The organism is Rhizobium sp. Leaf321, assembly GCF_001423215.1.
GTDB classification, from domain to species: Bacteria; Pseudomonadota; Alphaproteobacteria; order Rhizobiales; family Rhizobiaceae; genus Neorhizobium; species Neorhizobium soli.
Window position 1 is genome coordinate 1 of the sequence record NZ_LMOF01000005.1, and the last position, 21,334, is coordinate 21,334.

Annotated in this window: 18 protein-coding genes and 4 pseudogenes; 12 read left to right on the forward strand and 10 right to left on the reverse strand. The window is 60.5% G+C overall.

Going from position 1 to position 21,334, the window contains the following annotated elements; translation table 11 throughout:
• Positions 1–19: 19 nt before the first annotated feature.
• On the reverse strand, positions 20–1,048 hold the full coding sequence (locus tag ASF70_RS03720; RefSeq protein WP_062577549.1) for a zinc ribbon domain-containing protein: 1,029 nt from the start codon (positions 1,046–1,048) through the stop codon (positions 20–22).
• Between the two features lie 320 nt (positions 1,049–1,368).
• On the opposite strand from ASF70_RS03720, the gene ASF70_RS23865 reads away from it, so the two are divergent.
• Positions 1,369–1,539, forward strand: a complete 171-nt coding sequence (locus ASF70_RS23865) for a hypothetical protein (protein ID WP_156461751.1) — start codon at positions 1,369–1,371, stop codon at positions 1,537–1,539.
• A gap of 488 nt (positions 1,540–2,027) precedes the next feature.
• On the opposite strand, the pseudogene ASF70_RS03725 reads toward ASF70_RS23865, so the two are convergent.
• Positions 2,028–2,345 (reverse strand): annotated as a pseudogene (locus ASF70_RS03725) (LysR substrate-binding domain-containing protein); the annotation flags it as partial.
• Here ASF70_RS03725 and ASF70_RS03730 point away from each other — a divergent pair.
• A complete protein-coding gene (locus tag ASF70_RS03730) occupies positions 2,336–2,605 on the forward strand; it encodes a limonene-1,2-epoxide hydrolase family protein (protein ID WP_082471741.1) in 270 nt (89 codons plus the stop codon). The pseudogene ASF70_RS03725 and the gene ASF70_RS03730 sit on opposite strands and share 10 nt — an antisense overlap.
• A 138-nt stretch (positions 2,606–2,743) precedes the next feature.
• Here the strand turns inward: ASF70_RS03730 and ASF70_RS23455 are convergent.
• A pseudogene (locus tag ASF70_RS23455) lies at positions 2,744–2,943 on the reverse strand (GntR family transcriptional regulator); the annotation flags it as partial.
• 618 nt (positions 2,944–3,561) lie between these two features.
• Here ASF70_RS23455 and ASF70_RS03740 point away from each other — a divergent pair.
• A complete protein-coding gene (locus ASF70_RS03740) occupies positions 3,562–4,377 on the forward strand; it encodes a diguanylate cyclase (RefSeq protein WP_062577554.1) in 816 nt (271 codons plus the stop codon).
• A gap of 221 nt (positions 4,378–4,598) precedes the next feature.
• On the opposite strand, the pseudogene ASF70_RS24545 reads toward ASF70_RS03740, so the two are convergent.
• Positions 4,599–4,953: pseudogene (locus tag ASF70_RS24545) on the reverse strand (IS5/IS1182 family transposase); the annotation flags it as partial.
• A 581-nt stretch (positions 4,954–5,534) separates the two neighbouring features.
• Here ASF70_RS24545 and ASF70_RS24805 point away from each other — a divergent pair.
• Positions 5,535–6,350 (forward strand): annotated as a pseudogene (locus ASF70_RS24805) (HD domain-containing phosphohydrolase); the annotation flags it as partial.
• A 91-nt stretch (positions 6,351–6,441) separates the two neighbouring features.
• On the forward strand, positions 6,442–7,155 hold the full coding sequence (locus ASF70_RS03755) for a PH domain-containing protein (RefSeq protein WP_062577560.1): 714 nt from the start codon (positions 6,442–6,444) through the stop codon (positions 7,153–7,155).
• Between the two features lie 164 nt (positions 7,156–7,319).
• On the opposite strand, the gene ASF70_RS03760 is transcribed toward ASF70_RS03755, so the two are convergent.
• The 6 genes from ASF70_RS03760 to ASF70_RS03785 form a co-directional block, all read right to left on the reverse strand.
• Positions 7,320–8,972, reverse strand: a complete 1,653-nt coding sequence (locus ASF70_RS03760) for a sensor domain-containing diguanylate cyclase (RefSeq protein WP_162237945.1) — start codon at positions 8,970–8,972, stop codon at positions 7,320–7,322.
• A 738-nt stretch (positions 8,973–9,710) separates the two neighbouring features.
• Positions 9,711–11,012 (reverse strand): TRAP transporter large permease subunit, encoded by a 1,302-nt coding sequence (locus tag ASF70_RS03765; protein ID WP_062577564.1) that lies wholly within the window; start codon positions 11,010–11,012, stop codon positions 9,711–9,713.
• A gap of 3 nt (positions 11,013–11,015) precedes the next feature.
• Positions 11,016–11,549, reverse strand: a complete 534-nt coding sequence (locus ASF70_RS03770; RefSeq protein WP_062577566.1) for a TRAP transporter small permease — start codon at positions 11,547–11,549, stop codon at positions 11,016–11,018.
• 78 nt (positions 11,550–11,627) lie between these two features.
• Positions 11,628–12,608 carry a TRAP transporter substrate-binding protein gene (locus ASF70_RS03775; RefSeq protein WP_062577567.1) on the reverse strand — a complete coding sequence of 327 codons (981 nt, stop codon included), beginning with the start codon at positions 12,606–12,608 and terminating at the stop codon, positions 11,628–11,630.
• 454 nt (positions 12,609–13,062) lie between these two features.
• Positions 13,063–13,917: a D-amino-acid transaminase gene (locus tag ASF70_RS03780; protein ID WP_062578355.1), complete on the reverse strand. Its 855-nt coding sequence runs from the start codon at positions 13,915–13,917 to the stop codon at positions 13,063–13,065.
• Positions 13,918–13,931: 14 nt separating this feature from the next.
• Positions 13,932–14,699, reverse strand: a complete 768-nt coding sequence (locus tag ASF70_RS03785; RefSeq protein ID WP_062577570.1) for a 5-oxoprolinase subunit PxpA — start codon at positions 14,697–14,699, stop codon at positions 13,932–13,934.
• Positions 14,700–14,940: 241 nt separating this feature from the next.
• On the opposite strand from ASF70_RS03785, the gene pxpB reads away from it, so the two are divergent.
• From pxpB to ASF70_RS03820, 7 genes are read left to right on the forward strand one after another with little or no spacing between them, the layout of a single operon-like run.
• The gene (gene pxpB, locus ASF70_RS03790) at positions 14,941–15,696 is read left to right on the forward strand and encodes a 5-oxoprolinase subunit PxpB (protein ID WP_062577571.1); all 756 of its coding nucleotides are present in this window, start codon (positions 14,941–14,943) and stop codon (positions 15,694–15,696) included.
• Positions 15,681–16,655: a biotin-dependent carboxyltransferase family protein gene (locus ASF70_RS03795; RefSeq protein ID WP_062577574.1), complete on the forward strand. Its 975-nt coding sequence runs from the start codon at positions 15,681–15,683 to the stop codon at positions 16,653–16,655. The genes pxpB and ASF70_RS03795 overlap by 16 nt, the downstream gene beginning before the upstream one ends.
• A complete protein-coding gene (locus tag ASF70_RS03800) occupies positions 16,648–17,292 on the forward strand; it encodes a GntR family transcriptional regulator (RefSeq protein WP_062577576.1) in 645 nt (214 codons plus the stop codon). The genes ASF70_RS03795 and ASF70_RS03800 overlap by 8 nt, the downstream gene beginning before the upstream one ends.
• Positions 17,289–18,236: an NAD(P)-dependent oxidoreductase gene (locus tag ASF70_RS03805; RefSeq protein ID WP_062577578.1), complete on the forward strand. Its 948-nt coding sequence runs from the start codon at positions 17,289–17,291 to the stop codon at positions 18,234–18,236. Before ASF70_RS03800 ends, ASF70_RS03805 begins: the two co-directional genes overlap by 4 nt.
• Positions 18,233–19,489, forward strand: coding sequence for a hydantoinase/carbamoylase family amidase (locus ASF70_RS03810; protein WP_062577581.1), 1,257 nt, complete (start codon positions 18,233–18,235; stop codon positions 19,487–19,489). The genes ASF70_RS03805 and ASF70_RS03810 overlap by 4 nt, the downstream gene beginning before the upstream one ends.
• Positions 19,486–20,127 (forward strand): GntR family transcriptional regulator, encoded by a 642-nt coding sequence (locus ASF70_RS03815; RefSeq protein WP_062577583.1) that lies wholly within the window; start codon positions 19,486–19,488, stop codon positions 20,125–20,127. The genes ASF70_RS03810 and ASF70_RS03815 overlap by 4 nt, the downstream gene beginning before the upstream one ends.
• 10 nt (positions 20,128–20,137) lie before the next feature.
• Positions 20,138–21,322 carry a Xaa-Pro peptidase family protein gene (locus ASF70_RS03820; protein ID WP_062577585.1) on the forward strand — a complete coding sequence of 395 codons (1,185 nt, stop codon included), beginning with the start codon at positions 20,138–20,140 and terminating at the stop codon, positions 21,320–21,322.
• Positions 21,323–21,334 lie beyond the last annotated feature (12 nt).

A 21,334-nucleotide genomic window follows, 5' to 3' on the forward strand; every position in this document is an offset into this window, starting at 1 on the left:
GCCCGGTAGCTCGTCAGGCTCATAACCTGAAGGCCGCAGGTTCAAATCCTGCCCCCGCAACCACTGTAACTTGTAAATTCTCCCACTCGGGGTAAAGAAGACGAAGCTCCTCGGCATACTGGCCGAGGAGCTTTTCGCGTTTTTCCTCTGTGTCGATCTCACCAGACGCAATCCGCGCCATCAGATCGTTGCCTGCCGCAGCGATGAAATGCTGCTTCATCAGATCGAGGACCTCCATCGAGGCCATGATGTTGGCAATCGAGCCGTGCACCTGCAAACTCGCCGGCTCATGGCCTGGTGTCTTACCGATCACAACGGTCTGGATCAGATCGCGAACGATCGGCATAAGATGCTGCTTTGCTTCTTCGTTGCCATTGTTACGGGCGAGGAACAGCAGTTTGCGAATGGCAACCTCGACATTGGTGGGATTGAACTGCTCCTTCAGCTTTGCGATCTTCTCCTGATAATCCTCCGCCGGCGCGTCCATGCCGGCAAGTTCCAAAACCAGCTTCCCACGCGTGGCTTCCAGTTCATCGAGTTGGTCATCGAGGATGGCAAGGCGCGGCCGGCCTTCAGCGTGCCGGTCCTGGATCTGTTGCATCAGGCTCTTCTGGGCTGTGTTAATCGACCCAAGTTCGGCCTCCAGCGAGGCCTTGCAGGATGGTGTAGGCTTCAGCACTGAGACTTCATGCGCGATCATCTTCTCTGAAATTCGGTCGAAGGTAGCGAGCGAATAGAAGGCCGCCGGGATGCAGTTGAGGACGCGGTATTCAAGTTCATGACGCGTAATCGTCTTGCTGTTACCGCAGCAGGAACCGCCAAGTTCGTCGATTGGCAGGCGCTTTTTGCGGTTGGTGCAGCTGTAGCGTTCCTTGCCACTGATGGCAAAGGGTCCGCCGCATTCGGCGCATTCCAGCATCCGGCTCAAGAGATATTCTGGTCTGCGCGTCGCGGTCAGTCGGTTGCTGGTGTTATTCTCGTACAGGTCGCCAATCACCACATCGCGTTCCCGCGCGCGGGCCCACAGGGCGTCGGTGACCATACGCATTGACGGAACCTCAGATGATACCCATTCACTGGCATCGTTAGGCCGCGCCGTCCGCGCTCGTTGGTCGGTTCCTCGCAGCTGAAGGTCGAGGTCCGCATGAGTGACCATCACGTGAACCTCATCGCAGAAGGTGCGGATCTAGCGTTGCGGGTGGGCCAGCTTTCAAGCGAAGATCTGGTCGCAAAGCCGCTCGGATTTCTCCGCCAGGGCACCTAAGCCTGTCCGGACTGTCTTGAACGCTTTGGACATCCCAAGGTGCCAGAGATCTTGTCTCGCATCGGCTGATCACCTTCTTGCCGCCCTCGGGCCGTCACAGGTCCATGGTCTATTCGGCAGCTGGAAACGACGTCGCGATCGATACCTGCGGGGCAGTCGCAACGTTTACCAATGGTGAGGCGATGGTCGACGCGGCGACCGCGGGGATCGGTATCGTGCAGGCCCCAGAGACCTATGCGAGGCAGGCGCGCACAGGCGCTCTGCTGCAGTCTTGACCGGGCAGGAAGCGCCCGGCGCCGCGGCGCAACTCGTCTATCCTCCCCGCAGGCAGTTGCCGCGACGTGTCCGCGCCTTGATGGCTTTTTTCGTCGATGCGCTTTTGAGCGAAAGTGCTTTGGATCAAGACAGGGCACTGCTCAAAAGCCGTGTTCCCCTGTGACACCGAGCCATGCTCTCTCAGCCGCCGTCTTTGCCCCGCATACATACATCGGGGATGGGCTGGAGCTAAAGGAGAAGATTTAAATCAGCAGCCCGCGTCCCGCACTGCTGGGCACCGTATCTGTCCCATCACCGGGTAGAGCACGACTGGCGTCCCGTCTTCGAGCAATCCTGCGGCGTCATTGCCCAAGATCATCGGGAACGGGATCGGCTCCTCTAGGGAGGTCATCCCGCAAAGGGTGAAGATGTCGTGCCTGTTTAACGTAACGTGGCAGTTCGGACATCAGCCGCACTTTACAAAAGCGGCCGCCACGCACCAGCAGGCTTAGGGCTGTGAGAGCCGCCCGGCGGCGTAGTCGCGCGCAAGCGCAATAAAGGCCTGGAAGGCGGCGGAGAAATTTCGCCGATTGGTATAATAGAGGCACAGCGGCACGAGCGGCGGCGTCCAGTCTTCGAGAATACGCACGAGCCGTCCCGCTGCGATGTCTTCGCGGACATCGGTTTCCATGAAATAGCCGATCCCCACGCCGTTCGCCACCGCGATCCGCGCCAGGGATGCTTCGTCAAGGGTGATCGGCCCGTCGACGTCGAGCTGTCGTTCTGCACCCTCCTTCTCGAACCGCCATTGGAACAATGCGCCATTGCCGCGAGAACGTTCGAAAATTTCACTGCGATTTCGGGATCGGCAACAAGTTTACTGTCGACTGGACGGTGGTGCACATCGCGGCGGCAGGAAACGTCGTGCTGAACGAGCGGAACGACATCTTCCTTCATGAAAACGGCTGGCGGATCACGCTGCCCGTCATGGGGACAGTGACGGTCGAGAACGGCGTGATCACGGTCTGGCGTGATTATTTCGATCCGGCAGACTTCGACCGCCAGTTGAACCAGATCGGGAAGTAGTCGAACCAAGGCCTCTGACAAGAGGTGGCGTTTGGGTCAAACTCGGACAGCAGCACCAACAGATACTTGGATGTCCACTATCGCCTTTCGGCACAGCAGCATCGGACAGGCCGCTCCCGGCCCCATATTGGCCACTCCGGTCAGTTTCCCAAGTGCGCCGGACTGATCTGAGGTCGAGTAGTCCAGGAGAAGCTCCAGGATGATGTGCTTGAGCTTGCGACAGGCCTCGAACAAGGCCTTGGCCTCTTCAATGCCCGGTTCGGCCACGAAGGTGTCACTGTCTTTCTTGCGTTCCAAGCGGTGGTCGCTTTCCAGAACGCTAGGGCGCCACGCACGACCGGTCCAAGCCCTCGATTACCCGGGTCGCCGGCAGCGACGCGGCGGTTTTCTTCGCCTCGATCAGCGGCACCAAGAACGGAGACAGCACGCATCATAGGTCTAGTGCGACCTGTTCAGTTCGAATTTTTTACTAGCAGCTGATAATAATGAGGGAGGTCTGCAGTAGAGTCATCGATCGATCCGGAAAACGCCATGCGTCTGGTTGGAATGCTAAATCCTTTTTCCCTGGCGGGCTCCGACATAGCTTCACCAGAACAGGTGGAGTCTACCCTTCGCGAGCTTTACAGTAGCAGGCCCCATGTTATGGCAACTCTGGGCATTGCGCTTGCGAGCCGAAGCGCAGCCTGGTCTGGGGCGGGCCGGGCAGGCGTTGTAGCAACGGTTGTCGCGGTGACGTGCCTGCTATCCGGATCCTTATTGAGTATTTTTACGTCAGGCGTGCCTCCTTCCCTGTGCAGGAAAGATGGGTTCTGCTTTTCGTTGCAGGATCGCTGCTTTCGGGACTTGGGTGGGGTATTTCTTGCTCGGTACTCCTTTATGGAGCATCAGCGACCACTCAGACGATCACTGTTGGCGTAGCCTGTGCGATCGTTCAGGGTGCGGCTGGAAGGGCATTCATGATGCCCGGAACGGCCTTTATCAACATCGCTCTTGTTCTTGGACTAATGGGAATTGCTGCATTTCTGGATGGCAACTACGTCTTTATCCCAGCCTGCATTCTATACTACTGCTTTCTGTCGTCATTCATCGTTCAGATGGTGAGAAACCGGATGGGGCAATTGCGTGCGGAGGAGATGAGCGAACGGCTGCTTAAAGAGCTCACCCTCAAGAATGATCTCCTCCGCGTGGCGAACGACAAACTGGCAGAAAAGGCTTTCGAGGATCCCCTTACGGGACTGGCGAACAGGCGAAAATTCGACGAAACTTTTGATGAGGCGCTTGCGGACGCCCCTGAGCGACAGACCCCAATCTCCCTGATGATGATCGATGTCGATCACTTCAAACTGTTCAACGACACCTATGGGCATCAGGCAGGTGACAGGTGCTTGCAGGTGCTATCGAAAGCTCTCAACGAGGTAATTTCGCCGAGCGGTCTACTGGCGCGCTACGGCGGGGAAGAGTTTGTGGCAATTTTACCCGACCACCATAACTCCAGCGCTTTTCGCGTTGCCGAACGCGCGCGGCAGGCGGTTCAACTTACGCGGATAATTGGCACGGAGAGATCTCCGCCGTCGCAGACTGTTAGCATTGGCCTTGTATCGTGCATGGTTGTTCCTGGCGTATCGCGCGAGTCGATTCTCGCAGCGGCCGACGCAGCACTCTATGAAGCAAAGCAGCAGGGTAGAAACCGCGTGTGTCGGGACCAAAATTTGGGAGCCACAAGTACCGACGCCACTGAAACAGGCTTACCAGCCGTCGAGTTTACGCCATGAGCTGTCCGCGGCTCTCGTCCAGCGTATAAGTCGGTCCGTCGCGCCGGCTACGAGGACGATACAATGGCCCGGGCGGCTAGACGAGGGCCGTAACGGTATCACTGCAGCTGATGGCGCCAGTTTTACGGACTTAAATTATCGATGCGGCGCTGGCTGACGGACTATGGAAAGAACAAATGACCATCGCCCCTGATTATGAGGCGGAGCTGGATCAGAAACGTGCCGTCGCGGACCAGGTAGCCGCCGTCTGGATCGGTGCGGCTGACCTTGGTTTCCTTCACCTGCGGCTTGCATTCCTTCTTCTTGAGCGGCTTCTGGCCGTGGGCCACGCGCTCTGTCTCGATCGCCCGGTCGCGATTCGCCCAAGAGTCGGAGCGCTACTTCTGCAGCATTGCGAGGTCATAATTGCCCTTGTTGGCATGGGCCTTCAGATCGGTCGAATCCGTACAAAGGACCTTGCCGTCGACCAGACCTCGGGCAATCAGCCTGGCTGACGGTCGCTTCAAAAATGTCCCGGGCAACGGGCGTATCGTTGAAGCGGCGGCGGTTCCTCAAACTACTGACCTCGAATCGACCGGGACAGCCGCATGGTCGAGAGCAGATGAAGGCAGCTTGTTTCCCGGCCGGCCGATCGACATTAATCAACTCCAGATCATGATCGCGGCGGGATGGATCCGGTGAAGTTAATCTTTCTTCGTTCATAGCGCGTGGCGAAACGGCGAAAGCGTCTGAGGCGGCTAGTCGAAGCCGCATCTCGGCAATATTGAGCTCTTTCGATATTCGTAAGGTACGTTGACGAACTCGAGGCTGCGGAAGTGTCATCTTTTCATATGGTTGGTTCTATCTCGTCTCCGGGTGACATCGACCTCTTGATGAACAGCCGTGCGATCAGTGTCGTGATCGACACGCGTAAGGGTTTGGACGTCGATCTCGACCGCCGCGATGGTAACGCGCTTGCTCTTGCCAGTTTCGAGTCCGATCTCGGTTCGAAGTTCAGCGCTGAGCAAATCCAGCTAGCAAGAAAGGCCATTGAGGATACGCGACCTTGTGTGAGAGATCTTCTCGTGGAAGCTCGGCTTCAAGGGGCATTTCGTCTGGACGTAGCGGACAAGGCTGTCGAACGGGTAATGTTGGAGGCCATGACCAATGCCGGTGCGATGATCTCCGTGGCAAAACTCAAGAAGAAGGACGAGGGGACGTTTTTGCACTCGCTGGCTGTCAGTGCGCTGATGGTTACCTTCGGGCGGAAGCTCGGCCTGGATGAGGAGAAGGTAAGGCTTCTGGGATTAGGCGGGCTTGTTCATGATTTGGGTAAGATGTTGTTGCTGGCGGAATTGTTGCGTAAGCGCGGAAAACTTACAACCGATGAACTCGGAGTGATGCGAACACATCCGATACGGGGCTACGAGATGCTGAAGCAGATTGAGGACTCGCCGAAACCTGTTCTAGATATTTGCCTCTACCACCATGAGAAGTTCGATGGCACAGGGTATCCATACCGGTTATCTGGATCGGCGATACCCGATGCAGCACGCGTTGCCGCGATCTGTGACATCTATGACGCCCTGACGTCGGTGCGGCCCTACAAGCGCGCTTGGTCTCAGGCTGAGGCTGTAGAGACCATGCTACAATCCCGGGAATATTTTGATCCCGACCTGCTGAAAGCCTTCGTATCGAAGATGGTTGTCAATGGCACCATCCATTGAGGAGGCATTGCGGGGACAGACGGCCGCATCGAGACCGACAACAACAGCGTCGAGCGGACCATCCGGCCGATTTCTCTCAATCGGAAGAACGCACTCTCCGCTCACGATGCTGGGGCAGAGATCTGGGCGACCATAGCGTCGCTGATCGAGACGTGCAAACTCAATGCCGTCGCTCCACTGGCCCATCTGAGCGCCACGCTCACTGCCATCGTCAATGGTCACACGCAAAGCAAGATCAACGAGCTGATGACGTGGAAATATGCTGTCCGGAAAAGCTCTAAAAATACAAGGCATTCCAACTAAATGTCTTCACAGTAATCTCAGATCGTCTCCGTAAGGGCAAATTCGAGGAAGCAGCATGATCATTTGGTCAAAACCGCGCATTGTGATCATGTTTATCCTCATCCTCGTCTTCGCATCGGCTGGAATCGAAACGGTCATTGCAGATCAGAAAGGGGGATGGCCGCTCGTCTTGTTCGCCACCGCGCTCACCATTATCTTCATCGTATCTCTGTCCACAGCACAACCTCGGACGGAGGTACTCCTAACCCAAATCAGCCAGTACCCAAAGCCAATTACACTAACGGGACGCAGAGGCCGCGGCCTCTTTTTGGCTCTAGCCTCATCTATGATTGCGCTGGTGTATCTATTCGGCCTGTTGTCCTCCCCTGCGTTTCTAGGAAGCGTGGTTCTTTACACTGTTTTGGTGGTGGTCTTCGGCGCTCCGGCCCTGATTCTGGCAGCCGCAACAATCAAACCAAATCGCCTAACCATTGACGCGGAAGGCCTAACTCACAAAAACATCTTTCAAACCAGACGATGGGAATGGCGTGACATCCAAGACTTCAGAGCGATCTCTGCGGTGACGTACGGAGAACGCATCATAAAAGTGAAGGACAAAATCGGTTTCGATGATCGTAACGCCAAAAAAACGGCTCGCGCTGATCGACAGAAGAGACGGATCGGGGCGTCCACCAGCTTTCCTAACCACTTCGGCCTGTCTGACGATGAACTAGCCTATGCCCTCAATGCGTGGAGGCGACGAGCGATCTCTGATGGCGACCGTTACTGACCGCCGCCGTAAGAGCGCTCCCGTCCGCCTTGCAGCGAAGGCAAGAATAACGCCGGTAGGAATCCCGTCATAGTCAATGTGCTGTGGCCACACCGCATACGGCGGTCCAATCGAAATTAAGTCACTATTTTCTATCCTCACACCTATAATGAGGTGCAATAATCTCAAGCGGCCGTTCGTCGGCTTTCTGCAGCAACGCCGGCCATTGCCACACAGTTGCGCCCGCTTGTCTTTGCCTCGTATAGAGCAGTATCCGCACGCTGAATGACATCCTCCAGATCGCGTGCTGAACTGGTCCCGAATGCGCACCCAACGCTGGTGGTAAAGCTGATCTTTTGCTGTCCCGCTGTGACGATGGTGCTGGCGATCTCCTCGCGCAGTCGATTGGCCATCAATAAAGCAGCCGCCTCGTCGGTTTCCCTCAGAAGTACGACAAACTCCTCGCCGCCGAAGCGGGCAACCTTGTCAGTCGCGCGGATTCCAGCGCTGATAATATTTCCCATCGCGAGAATGACTTCGTCGCCGGCGGCGTGGCCGAACGTATCGTTGATGCGCTTAAAATGGTCGATGTCGAACATCAGTATGCTGAATGCCCGGCCATGCCGTTTGTAATAATTCCAGGCGTCGTTGGCAAAAGGAAGAAAAGCACGGCGGTTCAAAAGTCCGGTCATACTGTCGGTATCGGCGAGTTTTTGAAGTGCATGAAGGTCCGCTCCGTAGCGCAGGATCTTCTGCTCTATGTCCTTTTTTTGATCTTCTGCCTCACGCTGCAGCGCATTGATCGTGGTGTTTGCAGTTTGCTCGCTCGCCTCGGCGGAGCCGACCCGGCGTAACAACGAGCGGACGGCGGCCGACAGCTGCAGTATATCAAGTGAGCCATGCTGGCGTTCGACGCTGGTGACGTTTGCCTGACGACCAATCAGGTCTAGGCTAGCGGCAAGTGCTTTCAAGGGTTTGGTCACAGAGCCGGCAAGCATCCAAGCAACGGCAGATGCAGAAACTGCAGCGACCGCTCCGATCAGCAGTATTTGCAGGACTAATTGATGCGCGGGCGCGTAGATCACCGCAACCGGCATGCGTGCGACAACTGCCCACCCAAGGCCCGGATAGCTTCCCTGGCCCCGGGTGGCAACCACCGCCGAGCGCATCGGCGCGCTTGACGTGTCGTCGGTGAATAAAACACCCTCGGAACTGGCGGCTTCAGTTAGGAGTGCAACATCCAGTTTGTGATCAGCGGGGCCGATTAACAGGCTACCATCTCGGGCAGATACCCAAAGCTCGGCAGCATTGGCTGTATCCTGCGTGGTTAGGACGGTGCGCCGGACATCGTCAGCCCATGTCCAACTCATATGGGCACCCAGTACGCCTGCCAGAACTTGATGTTCGTCGAACACCGGCATAGCGACATCGACGAAGCGGAAAGGAGCCTCGTCGGGTGACGTGCGCAGCAGCTTTTCCAGGAGTTTTGCGTCGTGGACGTCTTCTACTGTCGGCTGTTTCAGCCCGTCGACAAACCAGGGGCGCTGAGCAACGGATACCCCCTCCAGCATGCCTTTCGTTGCAGCGTGCACTACGCCGTCCGGCGTGGCAAAGCCAAGCCAAGCATATTCCGGCAAGCTCGCTTGTAGTTTTTCTAGGATGGTCCGGGTCGCCGCAGCGTCTTTGCTCCAGACCGTCTGTAGCGGCCCAAGACTCGCGACGTTCTGGATTTCCCGATATCGCTCGAACATATGCTGGTCAAGACGATCCGCCATAGTTCGGGCAAGTGTCTGAAGCTGCTGGTTCGCATTGGCCTGCGCGCTGTCTTTTGCAACCACAGCGGCTCCGATTGCTGCTACCCCGACAGCCGCGCTGCAAGTGACAGCTGTAACGAGGGCAACTTGCAGACGGACTGTCATCCGGTTTCGGAAATTCTGAAAAGACCAGCTGCTAAGCGGCACAAAAGCCTCCGTGTAAGATTCGAAGCCTTTTTACTCAGAAATAGTTAGTGCCCGGCTAATTAATATCCGCAAGGGAGGCCTAATAAACGGCGGGCTGGTTAAAATGACCACCTTGGTCCCTCGATACTCGCATTGATTGTGTGTGAGGCCCTCACGTTTGAGTTTCTAGCACCTTTCATGTGCAAGGTTGGCTGTTCATATCCCTTAAGACCGCTGACACAGAGCCTAGGAAATCAACCTTCTTCGGGTACACGTGGCCATGTCGCAAGCTCGCCGCCGGATAGCCCATTACCGAAGAAAGCCTTCCGCAATCGTAGGTCAGGGCTGTTCCAAGGCTTGGTATAGGCTGAGCCGCCGGATGACCCTTTACGTCGTACCGTCAGCACAGGTCGATGCTTCAAGTCAGCGAACCAGTTCGAAGTCGGGCAGCTTGAACGTCTTTTGTTCAGTGCGTGTGTCCCGCCATAGAGGCGCATGGCTGGAAGGGGACGTTTGGACAGGGATCGTGGCGGGGCCAGACAGATATGGACCGTTACTTGCGGCGCAATACCGCCTCGGATGCCGGCAAGTGATTGTTTGCCGATGTCATCCGAGGGGGCACGGCCTATGGCCGGGCTACGGCCTGCTCATCATATCGGGCACCAGCATGACGATGCCGGGAAACAATGCAATTAGGATCACGAAGCCGGCCATGATCAAGAAGAACGGCATCGTTGCCCGGGTGATACGCGCCATGCTGTCGCCGGTCAGCCGCTGGATGACGGTCAGATTGAAGCCGACCGGCGGTGAAATCTGCGCCATTTCCACGACGATCACGATGAAGATCCCGAACCAGACCTTGCTATAGCCGGCTGCCATGACCAGGGGAAGCGTGATCGGCAGCGTCATGACGATGCAGCCGAGGCCTTCCATGACCGTGCCGAGAAGGATGTAGAAGATCAGCAGGACGACGATCAGCGCGAAAGGCGACAGTCCCCAGCCTTCGATCATTCCGGCAATATAGGCCGGCATGCCGAGATAGCCGACGGTGGTGGAGAGGAACATGGCGCCGACCATGATCAGGCCGATCATGGCGCAACTGTCGGCCGCCTGACGGGCGGCTTCCATCAGGCGCTGCAAGTTCAGGGTCCGCTGCCAGAAGCCGATCAGCATCGAGCCGCCGACACCAACCGCGGCCGCCTCGGTCGGCGACGCGAAGCCGCCATACATCGAGCCGACAACGCCGATGATTAGCAACAGCAGGGGGCCTAGATCCTTTAGCGCCACGAGCTTTTCCCGTAGTGTCGTGGACGGCGGGGTGGCGCCGACGAGCGACGGCTTCATATAGGCACGGATGCCGATATAGCCCATATAGGCTGCGGCCATCAGGAGACCTGGTAGGATGCCGGCCATGAACAGCCGCAGGATGGACTCCTCCGCCATCACGCCGTAGATGATCATAATGGTCGAGGGTGGGATCAAAAAGCCCAGCGTACCGGCGCCGGCCAGGCTGCCGGTCACCAGATCGCGGTCATAGCCGCGCGAGATCAGTTCCTTTGCGGTAATGCGGCCAACCGTGGCGGTCGTCGCGGCGGATGAGCCGCAGACCGAGGCGAACAGGGTGCAGCCAAGGACCGTGATGTGACTGAGCCGTCCGGGCACGCGACGCAGCCAGGGGGCGAGGCCTGAAAACAGGGCCTCTGAAATCTTGGTGCGGAACAGCAGGTCGGCCATGAAGATGAACAGCGGCAGCGCCAGCATTTCCGGAGACACCAGGGTGTTCCAGGTCTGCTGAGCCAGCAGCTTTGAAAACGGCAGATTCGGCCGGTACAGCATCAGCAGGCCGGCGGCAGTGCCGATCAGGCCGAGGCCGATCCACACGCCGGTGCCCAGAATCAGGGTCATCAGGCCGAGAAGGCTGAGTGAAATCTTTCCCATGGTCTATTCCAGTCCCGGTCCGGTGGTCAGTGCTTCGCCGCGCAGCAATCTCAAGCATTGCGCCACCATCTGCAGGCAGAGGAGCACGGCGCCGATTGCGATCACGGCTTGCGGCCAGACCAGGGGGGTGCGGATCACCGAAGCGGAGGTCGAGCCGCGCTGATAGGAGAGAAACGCCATTTCGATCAGGGCGTGGCAAAGGGCGATGGAAATAGCCAGTCCGATCAGGCAAGCGGCCATTTCGATTAAGCGGGCGCCGCGAAGGGGAAGCATCTCGGCGATGGCCGTCACCCGCACATGGCTTCCGGACTTCAGCGCGCTGGCGGCAGCGAGCATGAAACAGGCCCCCATCAGATAGGCGGCGACGTCCCAGGAAAAGCTCAAGGAAAAGCCAAGAATGTTGCGCAGGAAGATTTCTCCGGCAATCAGCACGAAGATGCCAAGCAGGCAGAGGGCTGCAAGACCATTGCCAAGCGACGTCAAGTCATCGATCGGGTCGATCACGCGTGAAAAGCGTTGGGATGGGCTGGGGTCCATGGCCATTCTCCGGAATGCGCTCACAAGGGGTTGCCGTCACCGCTTGGGATCGGTGACGGCGAGTGTCGGACGATGGCGTCAGTTCTGGGCCTTCAGATAGGCGTCGATATAGGGAGCGGCGTCCGGAACGCGGGCCTTGAATTCCTCCCAAAGTGGCTTTGCCCGTTCGATCAGGGCAGCCTGCAGTTCCGGCGACGGTGCGGAGACATCGATGCCCTTGTCTTTCAGGATGGCGAGCTTGGCGTCGTCTTCGGCACGGCTCACCAACCAGAATTCGCCTTCAAGCGTCTTGGAGGCAGCTTCGATCGCCTTCTGATGTTCAGGCGACAGGGCGTTCCAGGCGTCTAGGTTGACGGTGACGATGTTGCTCGACGCCTGCCAGTTGAACGTGCTCATGTTCTTGCTGAATTCCCAGAAGGCGCCGTCGACGCCCGAGGAAGAGGATGTCGTCACGCCCTTGATCGTGCCGGCCGCCAGCGACGGCACGACTTCACCCCAAGGCATCTGCACGGGGGCTGCACCGAGCGCATTGAAGAAATTGTGGCCATTGGCGTCGACAACGCGGATCGTCAGGCCCTTCAGGTCTTCGATCGTCTCGATCTTGTTCGGCGAATAGACCGCCTGGCCCGGCCATGGCACCATGTAGAGCAGCTTCTGGTTCATCGAGGTGGCAACTTCCTCGATCTTCGGGCGGAAGAATTTGTGCAGCAGCGCCAGATCCGGCATGGTCGGCGCCAGATAGGGCAGCGTTTCGATGCCCAGCTCCGGCGCTTCGCCAACCTGCTGGCTCATCAGGATATCGGCGACCGGCACGATTCCGTCGCGCACCGCGGCCATGCCTTCGGGACCCTTTATGCCGAGAGCGCCACCGGGATGCACGGTGATGACCACCTCGCCCTTGGTGACGTCCTTGACCGTTTCGGCAAATTTCATGGCATTCTTGGTGTGGAAATTGCCGGGCGGCCAGACGACCGACATATCCCAGGCGGTCTGCGCGACAGCGGGTGCGGCAAGGCTGGCGAGAAGCACGGCCAGGCCGGCGCGGAGCATGTTCTTCATGATGCAGTAACCCCTCTTTTATGTTTCTGCGCCCAATCCTTGGGAGCAGCATGCGCGCTGATATCGATGTTCGCATTTTCAGTATACAGGGCGTATTCTGAAAATAACAAGGATTTATGGCGCTTTTTTCACCGTGATTTTGACGGGGTTATTATTTATGCATTTAGATTCTTCGGATGCAGCGAGGTATGAGACTGCGATCTGCGCGCTGTGGCAGGCTGGCGTCATGGTGCTCCACGGCGAGAGCTCCTTTACGGCGAGAGGTCCTTCACGGACGCGGTCTCTCAATGCCTGTGCAGGGCGTGGAACAGTCCCGCCTTCGGGCTACCAGAAAATCCGGGGATTTTGGGGGGGCGGGCGGCAACAAACTTCGGCTGCCCGAAATCGGTTGCCGCGCCGGTGACGACCTCAAGGGAGTGAAGGGCATTTCCCTGTCTCCGGCCGCGTCACGTCATCAAATCGCATCAGCCAGCTTCTGTTTGATATAAAGCTCGCGAAGTCGCAGCGTCAGTGGCCCAGGCTTACCGTCCCCGACCGTATGGCCATCGATTGCCGTCACGGGGAGAACGAAATTGGTTGCGGAGGTGATAAAAGCTTCCGCAGCCTTCATTGCTTCATCAGGGGTGAAGGCGCGTTCTTCAAATGGGATGCCCGCCGTCTCGGCAATGCTCAGCACGCTGGCGCGGGTAATGCCGTGCAGGATCGCGTTGGACAGGCCGCGCGTCACCAGCCTGCCATCTCTGGTGATGATATGGGCGGTGGCGGAACTGGCTTCGGTGACAAAGCCGTCTTCGACCAGCCAGGCGTCATCGGCGCCTTTTGCCATTGCTTCCATCTTCGCCATCGAGGGATAGAGCAGTTGCACGGTCTTGATGTCACGGCGGCCCCAGCGTTCGTCCGGGACACAGGCGACGGAAATGCCGGTCGCGACCTTGGGATTTTCGAGCACGGACTTTGCCTGCGTGAACAGGGTCAGCGTCGGGGTCGGGTTCTCAGGGTAGGCGAAATCGCGATCCGCGGTGCCACGGGAGATCTGCAGGTAGATCAGGCCTGATTCCAGCGCATTGCGGCGGATGATCTCGCGATGGACCTCCAGAAGTGCCTGCGGTGTCAGCGGGCAGGTGATGCCGAGCTCTGCCGTGGAGCGCTGCAGGCGTGCGGCATGGCCGGCATATTCGAGCAGTTTGCCGCCGACCACGGCCGTGACTTCATAGATGGCGTCGGCAAACAGAAAGCCGCGATCGAAGATCGACACCTTGGCTTCGGCTTCCGGCAACCAGTCGCCATTCAGATAGACAATACGGGTCAAGTCGTTTCTCTCGTTCATGTTTTGGTGAAGGGTGCGATCTCGACGCCCATCGCGGTGAGCTTGCCGCGCAGGGCGGCGGCCGTCACCGCGGCGCCGGGCGTATCACCGTGGATGCAGACGGTTGCCGCCTCCACGGGCAGGAAATTGCCGCCGATTGTCGGGATGCGCTTGTCGCAAACCATCGACAGGACCTGATCGACGCTCTGCTGCAGGTCGTGAATGACGGCGCCCTCCAGCTGGCGGGAGGCGAGCATGCCCTTTTCGTCGTAGCGGCGATCGGCATAGACCTCGCAGGCGACGGGAAGATCCGCGGCTACTGCGGCCTTCATGGTCTGCGAATAGGGGAGGGTGATGAAGACGAGGTGCGGATCGACCGCCTGGATGGCGCGCACGCAGACTTTTGCAAGATCGGCATCCTCGGCGGCCATGTTGCCCAGCGATCCATGCGTTTTCACATGGGTAATCGGCCAGCCCAGCGCATGTGCCATGCCCTGGATGGCGGCAATCTGGTAGATCAGCTGGGCCTCGATATCTTCCGGACGCTCGCCGGAAATACGCCGGCGGCCGAAGCCGTAGAGATCCATGAACGAGGGATGGGCGCCGATCGACACGCCCTTTGCCTTGGCCGCCAGGATCGTGTCGCGCATGACGCTCGGGTCGCCCGCATGGAAACCGCAGGCGATATTGGCCGTCGAGATGGTCTCCATCATCCCTGCGTCGTCGCCGATCTTGTAGGCGCCGAAACTTTCGCCCATGTCGCAGTTCAGATCGATGGTCGGCATGGTGCGCTATCCTCAGATGGGTCTTCAAAGCCACGGCGCGGCATCCAAAAAGCCCGCGACTGTCTTGACATACATTTGGTGTACTGAAATGACAAGCGGGTTGCGACATGGCCGGACGGGTGCCGTTCAGGCGTAGGCTAGCCGATGACGGATCGTTTGTCGGCAGGTCTTATGAAGGGTCGCAGATCGTTTTGGGCGCTGGGCATTGCTAAGGGACGCCGTTGGGAATGGGAACGATGACATGACGGAGCGCGATCCTGCGCCACGGCGCTTCCCCCTTATCGCTGCCTGCGGCGACAGCGCTCTCGTCATCGAGCTTTCCGATGAGATCGACGAAGAGACCAACCGGCGGGTCGTGGCGCTGGCCGACAGTCTTGCGGCAAAGGCGATCGACGGGATCGTCGAAACGGTTCCCACCTATCGGTCGCTACTGGTCGTCTACGACCCGGCGCTGGTGCGCGGCCAACAGCTGGCGCCATTACTGCTTGAACGTCTGGCGGACATCTCCTCCGCAAACGTTGCGCAGCGGCGGATCGTAGTGCCGGTGGTTTACGGCGGTCCGGTCGGCATGGACCTCGATGAGCTCGCCGAAATGAAGCAGATGAGCTCCGATGCCCTGATTGCCCTGCATTCGGCGGCCGAATACCGGGTCTACATGATCGGGTTTGCTCCGGGCTTTGCCTATCTCGGAGGATTGCCCGAGGTTTTGCACACGCCGCGCCTTGCGGTTCCCCGCCAGCGGATCGAGGCGAGCGCCATCGGCATCGGCGGCAAGCAGGCCAGCATCAATTCCGTGCCCGGGCCCAGCGGCTGGCGCTTTATCGGCCGTACGCCGCTGAAGCTCTTCGATCCGGCGCGAGAAGACGCCTTCCTGCTGCGGGCCGGCGACCGGGTTCGCTTTCGCCCCGTCGAGGCGGACGAGGCGGCGGCACTCGATGCAGCTTCGTCACAGGGCACTCTTGCCGCAGAATGGGAAAGCCCATGGGCAGCATTCTGATCAGGCAGGCGGGGCCGATGCTGACCGTCCAGGATCTCGGTCGCAAAGGCCTGCAGCATCTCGGTGTGTCGGGGTCTGGACCCATGGATGGCCCCTCGATGCGGATGGCCAATCGCCTTGTCGGCAATGACGACGGGCTGGCGGTTTTCGAGTTCGCGCATGTGGGCGGGCATTTCGAAGCGGCTGAGCCGGTGCGGTTTGCGGTCACCGGCGGCGACGTCGAGATCACAGTCGATGGCGAGCGCCGGCATGGCTGGGAAAGCTTTGCGCTTGTACCGGGCCAGGTGCTGAAGATCGGCGCCATGCGCGATGCGGTGTGGGGCTATCTGGCGCTGTCGGGCGGTATAGAGACGCCGCCGGTTCTCGGCGCCCGTTCCACGCATTTACGAACCGGCATCGGCGGGCTCGAAGGGCGGCGGCTTGCGGCCGGCGATCGTCTGCCGCTGGGGACAACACATCCGGCACCCATGCTTGCGCTGACGCAGGCTTTTCGCCGTCCGCTCGGTCCGGTGCGGGTCGTCAAAGGGCCGCAGGCGGATCATTTCGATGCCTCCGCCTGGCAGGACTTCCTTGGAACCGGCTTTGTGGTTTCCGGCCAGCGCGACCGTATGGCGCAAATGCTCGAGGGGCCGCTGGTGCGCGCCGCTTTGGGGCACGATATCGTCTCCGACGGGACAGTCAGCGGGTCCATCCAGGTGCCGGCATCCGGGCGCCCGATCGTGCTGATGGCCGAACGGCAGACGACCGGCGGTTATCCCAAGATCGCCACGGTGGCCTCGATCGACCTTCCGCGGCTTGCGCAGGCAATGACCGGTGCGCCGGTGCGCTTCAAGGTGATATTGCAGGATGAGGCGGAAACGCTGTATCTCGCCCAATCGCAGGCGCTCAAAGCCGCATTGGCAGGGCTTGAGGAAAAATCTGAGATGAGCAATCTTCAACGGGAGCAGGTCGATGAATAAGCCGCTCGCCAAACAGGCTTACGCCAGCATCATCGAGATGATCCTGGCTGGCGCTTTGAAGCCGGGAGATCTGCTGCAGGAAGGCAAGCTCGGCGACGAACTTGCCATGTCGCGAACGCCCGTGCGCGAGGCGATCAAGCGCATCGAGGCGGAGGGGCTCGCCGTCCAGGAAGGGCGGTTTCTCAAGGTCCGCACGCTGACGGAAGCCGAAGTCGAGGAAATCTTCTTCCTGCGGCGCGTCCTGGAGCGGCAGTGTGCCCGCAATTCGGTGACCATCGATCCGCGTATCCTCGACGATCTAGAGCGTCGCGTGCTCGACCTGCAACGGGAGGGACCCGGGGAAGAGGACGAGCAGCGGCAGGTGGACGACGACTTTCACTATGCGCTGGCGCGTGCCGCGGGCAACCAGATGATGGTTCGCACCATCGGCGACCTGCGCCGCCGGACCTGCATGTTCGACCATAGCCAGGTTCCCGAGCGGTTCGGCAAGAGCTGTGAGGAGCATCTCGATATCATCCAGGCGCTGCGCAGTCGCGACGGCGAGCGTGCTGCGCGGCTGATGGACGAACATATCGCCCATGCCCGCGACGCCATCCTCGGGCGCCTCAGCCTTTCGAACCAGAGGCACAAGCGATGAGATGCCTGATCGTTCAGCCGATCCATGCGGACGGACTGGCTCTCCTCACAGAGGCCGGGATCGAGCCGGTGTTTTGCCCGTCAGCGGATATGGAGACCGTCTCTCGGTGGATCCCCGGCTTCCAGGCGGTCATCACCCGTGACGCCGGCCTGTCGGGGGAAGCGATTGCCGCCTCCGACGTCCTGAAAGTGATCGTCGTTCACGGCGCAGGTCACGACCCCGTCGACAAAAGGGCCGCCGCAAGCAAGGGCGTGCTGGTCTGCAATACGCCAGGCGCCAATGCGCGCTCGGTGTCGGAGCTTGCGCTGGGGCTGGCGCTTGCCGCCGCCCGGCTCATTCCTGCCGCCGATCAGGCGGTCAGATCCGGCAGCCGTGGGTTTCGCGAGGGCCATGTCTTCCAGGAACTCTCCGGCAAGACGGCGCTCATCGTCGGCTGGGGGGCGACCGGCGCCGGGCTCGGGCAGATGCTCGACAGCGCCTTTGGTATGCGCGTCATCGTCTATTCGCCGCGCAATCCGGATACGGGCAAGTTCGAGCGGGTGTCCGACCTCGCCGAGGGGCTGGCGATCGCCGATCTCGTTTCGCTGCATACGCCGCTGCGGGACGAGACGCGGGGCATGTTCCATACTGCTGCCTTTGCGGCGACGAAGCGAGGCGCAATCCTGGTCAATACGGCAAGGGCAGGGCTGGTGGACGAGGAGGCCCTCGCGCAGGCGCTGTCAGACGGCACCATCGCTGCTGCGGGCCTCGACGTCTATTCGCCGACGGCGCCGACCGGGGCGCTCGCGATCTCCAACAGAGTGATCTTTACGCCGCATCTGGGGGGCACAACCGGGGAGGCGCTGCAGCGCGTCGCCATCGCCGCCGCCCGGCACGTCATTACGGCGCTTGCGGGAGGCCGCCCAGCGACCACGATCGAATTTCATGCAGAGGCTGCCCTATGAGCGACATCGTCAAGGATACCGTCGAGCGGCTGCTGGACCGCATCAACGCGATTTCGGCGGGTGGTCCGGGATTCACGCGCCCATCCTACAGCCCGCTGGAAAGCCAGGCGCATCGCGTCATCGAGGACGAGGCGACCGCGCTTGGCCTGATCGTCACCCGCGATGCCGCGCTCAATCTGTTTGCCCGGCTGCCGGGGAAGGACCGGAGTTCCCCTGCCATCCACGTGGGATCCCATCTCGATACCGTTGCCATGGGCGGTGCCTATGACGGGCAGGCGGGCGTTGCCGGCGCCATGGCGCTTGCCTCAGCCTTTGTCGACAGCGGCGAACCGCCGCCGGTCGATCTGGTCGTTACCGTCACCCGGGCGGAGGAAAGCGTCTGGTTCCCCGTGTCCTATGTGGGTTCGCGCGCCGCACTCGGCCGGCTTACCGCAGAGGAGCTGCAGGCGGTGCGCAGCGATACCGGCCGGACGCTGCATGATCATATCCTGTCGGAAGGCGGCCGGCCTGACGACATCCTGACGGACACTCCTCTTGCGCCGGCACGCTTCATCGAGCTGCACATCGAGCAGGGCACAGTGCTGCATGCCGCGCATGAACCCTATGGGATCGTCAGCGGCGTGCGCGGCGGTCTGCGCTACCGGCAGGCCCGGATCGACGGCACCTGGGCGCATTCCGGTGGGCCGGCGAGGTCGGAGAGATCGGATGCCGTATTCGCCCTTGCCGACCTGATCGTCGCCATGGACCGTCGCTGGGACGAGGCGCTGCGGGCGGGAGACGACCTTGCCGTGACCTTCGGCCGGGTCGATGCCGCAACGCCCGAACATGCCTTTGCGAAAGTACCGGGCCGGGTCGATTTCTGCGTTGATCTGCGCAGCGACGATGTGGACGTGCTCGACCGGATGGACGCGGTGTTTCTGGCCGACGCCAAGGCGATCGAGGCGGCGCGGGGCGTGCGGTTTGCGCTGGGGGCACAATCGCGCAGCCAACCGACGAAGCTTTCGGCGGTACTCGGCGACCAGATCGCCGAGGCCGCAGTCGTGCTCGGGCACACGCCCCGCCGCATGCTATCGGGCGGCGGCCATGATGCGGCGGCCTTTGCGCAGGCGGGATGGGACAGCGTGATGGTGTTCCTGCGCAACTGGAACGGCAGCCACAATCCCGACGAGGCGATGGACCCCGCGGATCTGGTGGCGGCGGTCAAGGCATTGCATGGGGCTCTGGCCGGCATGGGGGAAACGTCAATACGATGAGCGACAAGGAAACCCTGGCGCAGCAGTTCTACCGCGATCTCAAGCAGCGCATTCTGGAAGGCCGCTTCTCCTCCGACGAGATGCTGACCGAGCGCACGCTGGCGGTGGAATTCGGCATTTCGCGGACGCCGCTGCGCGCCGCGATCTCCCGCCTCGAGAAGGAAAACGTCATCTCGCGGCTGCCGAACGGGGCGCTGATGGTTCGCCCGGTCACCGTCGAACAACTGCTGGAGATCGTCCAGATCCGCAGGCTGCTCGAAGGTGCGGCGGCCGCCAAGGCCGCCGAGACATCGGCGCTGACGCCGGAGCTTGATGACTCCCGCACCCGCATGCGTGCCTATGCGGAGGGCGGCGATATCGCCTTCGACAATTTCTGGCTGGACGACGACGCGTTTCACCTCGCCGTCGCGCAGGCCGCCGAACTACCTCTGCTTGCGACAATGCTGACGGAAATGCGCAGCGTCGCGCGCCGCTGCACCATTACCCGCACCCATGACCGCTTCGACCAGCAGGCCCGCGAGCATATCGCCGTGGTCGATGCCATCGAGGCCGGCGATACCGCTGCCGCGCAGGCGGCGATGGAACTGCATTTCGACAGCGTCAGGGCACGTTTCCTTGGCTGGCTGGCCCGCGATTGAGACCTGACCCATGACATCTGCCGCATTCCCCGAGGATCTTCAGCGCTTGCGCGGTTGCGAGGCCGCCTTTCCGAAGGCCGAGTTCCTCGATCGCCAGAAACGCGCCCAAGCCGCCTTGCATTCCAGCGGACAGGAAGCGATCATCGTCTCCGGTCCCGAAACAATCTACTGGCTGACCGGCCGCCAGACGGCAGGCTATTTCGCCTTCCAGGCGCTGGTCCTTCCTGCAGAGGGCGAGCCGACCCTCATCGTCCGGCAGCTGGAGCTGTTCGGTGCGGTCGCCAATACCTGGCTCGAAGATATCGTGGCCTACCAGGACGGCGAAAATCCCGTCGATGCCCTGCTGGCGGTCCTCAAGGCGAAACAGATCCGCAAGCCGGCGATGGAGCTTGGGGGCTGGTTTCTGTCGCCGCGGGTTGCCGCCGAGATTTCCGCGCGGTTGAACGTCGGCGAGTTGCTGGACGGCTCGCATATCCTGCCGCCCTTGCGCATGCTAAAATCTGCAGCCGAACTCGACGCTATCCGGGGAGCGGCGAGCTATGCGCAAGCGGGTATCATCGCCGGTATCGAGGCCTGCTCAGCCGGAACGGATGAGAATGCGATTGCGGCGGCGATGCTTCATGCGGCAACGCAGGTGGGTTCCGAGGCGATGGCCATGGAGCCGCTGGTGTCTTCGGGACCGCGCAGCGGCCTGCCGCACATGACATGGCGCCGGCGCAGGTTGAGCGACGGCGATCCCGTCTTCCTGGAGCTTGCCGGCAGCCACGCCCGCTATCACGCGGCGCTGATGCGCACGGTCTGGCTCGGAGCGCCGCCGGTCGAAGCGCAAAGGATGATGGATTGCTCGCTCTACGCGCTGGATGCCGCACTGGCATCAATCCGGCCGGGCGTGGCCTGTTGCGTCCCGCATAATGCGGCGCAGGCGGTGATCGACGAGGCTGGCTACACCCCGGCTTTCCGCAAGCGGATCGGGTATTCCATGGGGGTCGCCTTTGCGCCGGACTGGGGCGAGGGGGCGATCCTCTCCCTCTTCGCCGATGTTTCCCGCCCGATCGAAGCGGGCATGGTGTTTCACCTGCCAGCCACGCTGCGCAGCTACGGGCACTGGACCGTCGGCGCTTCCGAGACCGTGATCGTCACCGAGCACGGCGCCGAACCGCTGTCGAGCCTGCCGCGCAGCCTCACCATTCGCTGATTTCCCACTTTC

Excerpts from the sequence above, each read along its gene's own strand:
- ASF70_RS03765 (WP_062577564.1), bottom strand. The coding sequence starts at position 11,012 with ATGGGAAAGATTTCACTCAGCCTTCTCGGCCTGATGACCCTGATTCTG.
- ASF70_RS23865 (WP_156461751.1), top strand. The coding sequence starts at position 1,369 with ATGGTCTATTCGGCAGCTGGAAACGACGTCGCGATCGATACCTGCGGG.
- ASF70_RS03815 (WP_062577583.1), top strand. The coding sequence starts at position 19,486 with ATGAGCGACAAGGAAACCCTGGCGCAGCAGTTCTACCGCGATCTCAAG.
- ASF70_RS03770 (WP_062577566.1), bottom strand. The coding sequence starts at position 11,549 with ATGGACCCCAGCCCATCCCAACGCTTTTCACGCGTGATCGACCCGATC.
- pxpB (WP_062577571.1), top strand. The coding sequence starts at position 14,941 with ATGACGGAGCGCGATCCTGCGCCACGGCGCTTCCCCCTTATCGCTGCC.
- ASF70_RS03775 (WP_062577567.1), bottom strand. The coding sequence starts at position 12,608 with ATGAAGAACATGCTCCGCGCCGGCCTGGCCGTGCTTCTCGCCAGCCTT.
- ASF70_RS03795 (WP_062577574.1), top strand. The coding sequence starts at position 15,681 with ATGGGCAGCATTCTGATCAGGCAGGCGGGGCCGATGCTGACCGTCCAG.
- ASF70_RS03800 (WP_062577576.1), top strand. The coding sequence starts at position 16,648 with ATGAATAAGCCGCTCGCCAAACAGGCTTACGCCAGCATCATCGAGATG.
- ASF70_RS03740 (WP_062577554.1), top strand. The coding sequence starts at position 3,562 with ATGATGCCCGGAACGGCCTTTATCAACATCGCTCTTGTTCTTGGACTA.
- ASF70_RS03820 (WP_062577585.1), top strand. The coding sequence starts at position 20,138 with ATGACATCTGCCGCATTCCCCGAGGATCTTCAGCGCTTGCGCGGTTGC.
- ASF70_RS03720 (WP_062577549.1), bottom strand. The coding sequence starts at position 1,048 with ATGCGTATGGTCACCGACGCCCTGTGGGCCCGCGCGCGGGAACGCGAT.
- ASF70_RS03805 (WP_062577578.1), top strand. The coding sequence starts at position 17,289 with ATGAGATGCCTGATCGTTCAGCCGATCCATGCGGACGGACTGGCTCTC.
- ASF70_RS03785 (WP_062577570.1), bottom strand. The coding sequence starts at position 14,699 with ATGCCGACCATCGATCTGAACTGCGACATGGGCGAAAGTTTCGGCGCC.
- ASF70_RS03810 (WP_062577581.1), top strand. The coding sequence starts at position 18,233 with ATGAGCGACATCGTCAAGGATACCGTCGAGCGGCTGCTGGACCGCATC.
- ASF70_RS03755 (WP_062577560.1), top strand. The coding sequence starts at position 6,442 with ATGATCATTTGGTCAAAACCGCGCATTGTGATCATGTTTATCCTCATC.
- ASF70_RS03730 (WP_082471741.1), top strand. The coding sequence starts at position 2,336 with ATGCGCCATTGCCGCGAGAACGTTCGAAAATTTCACTGCGATTTCGGG.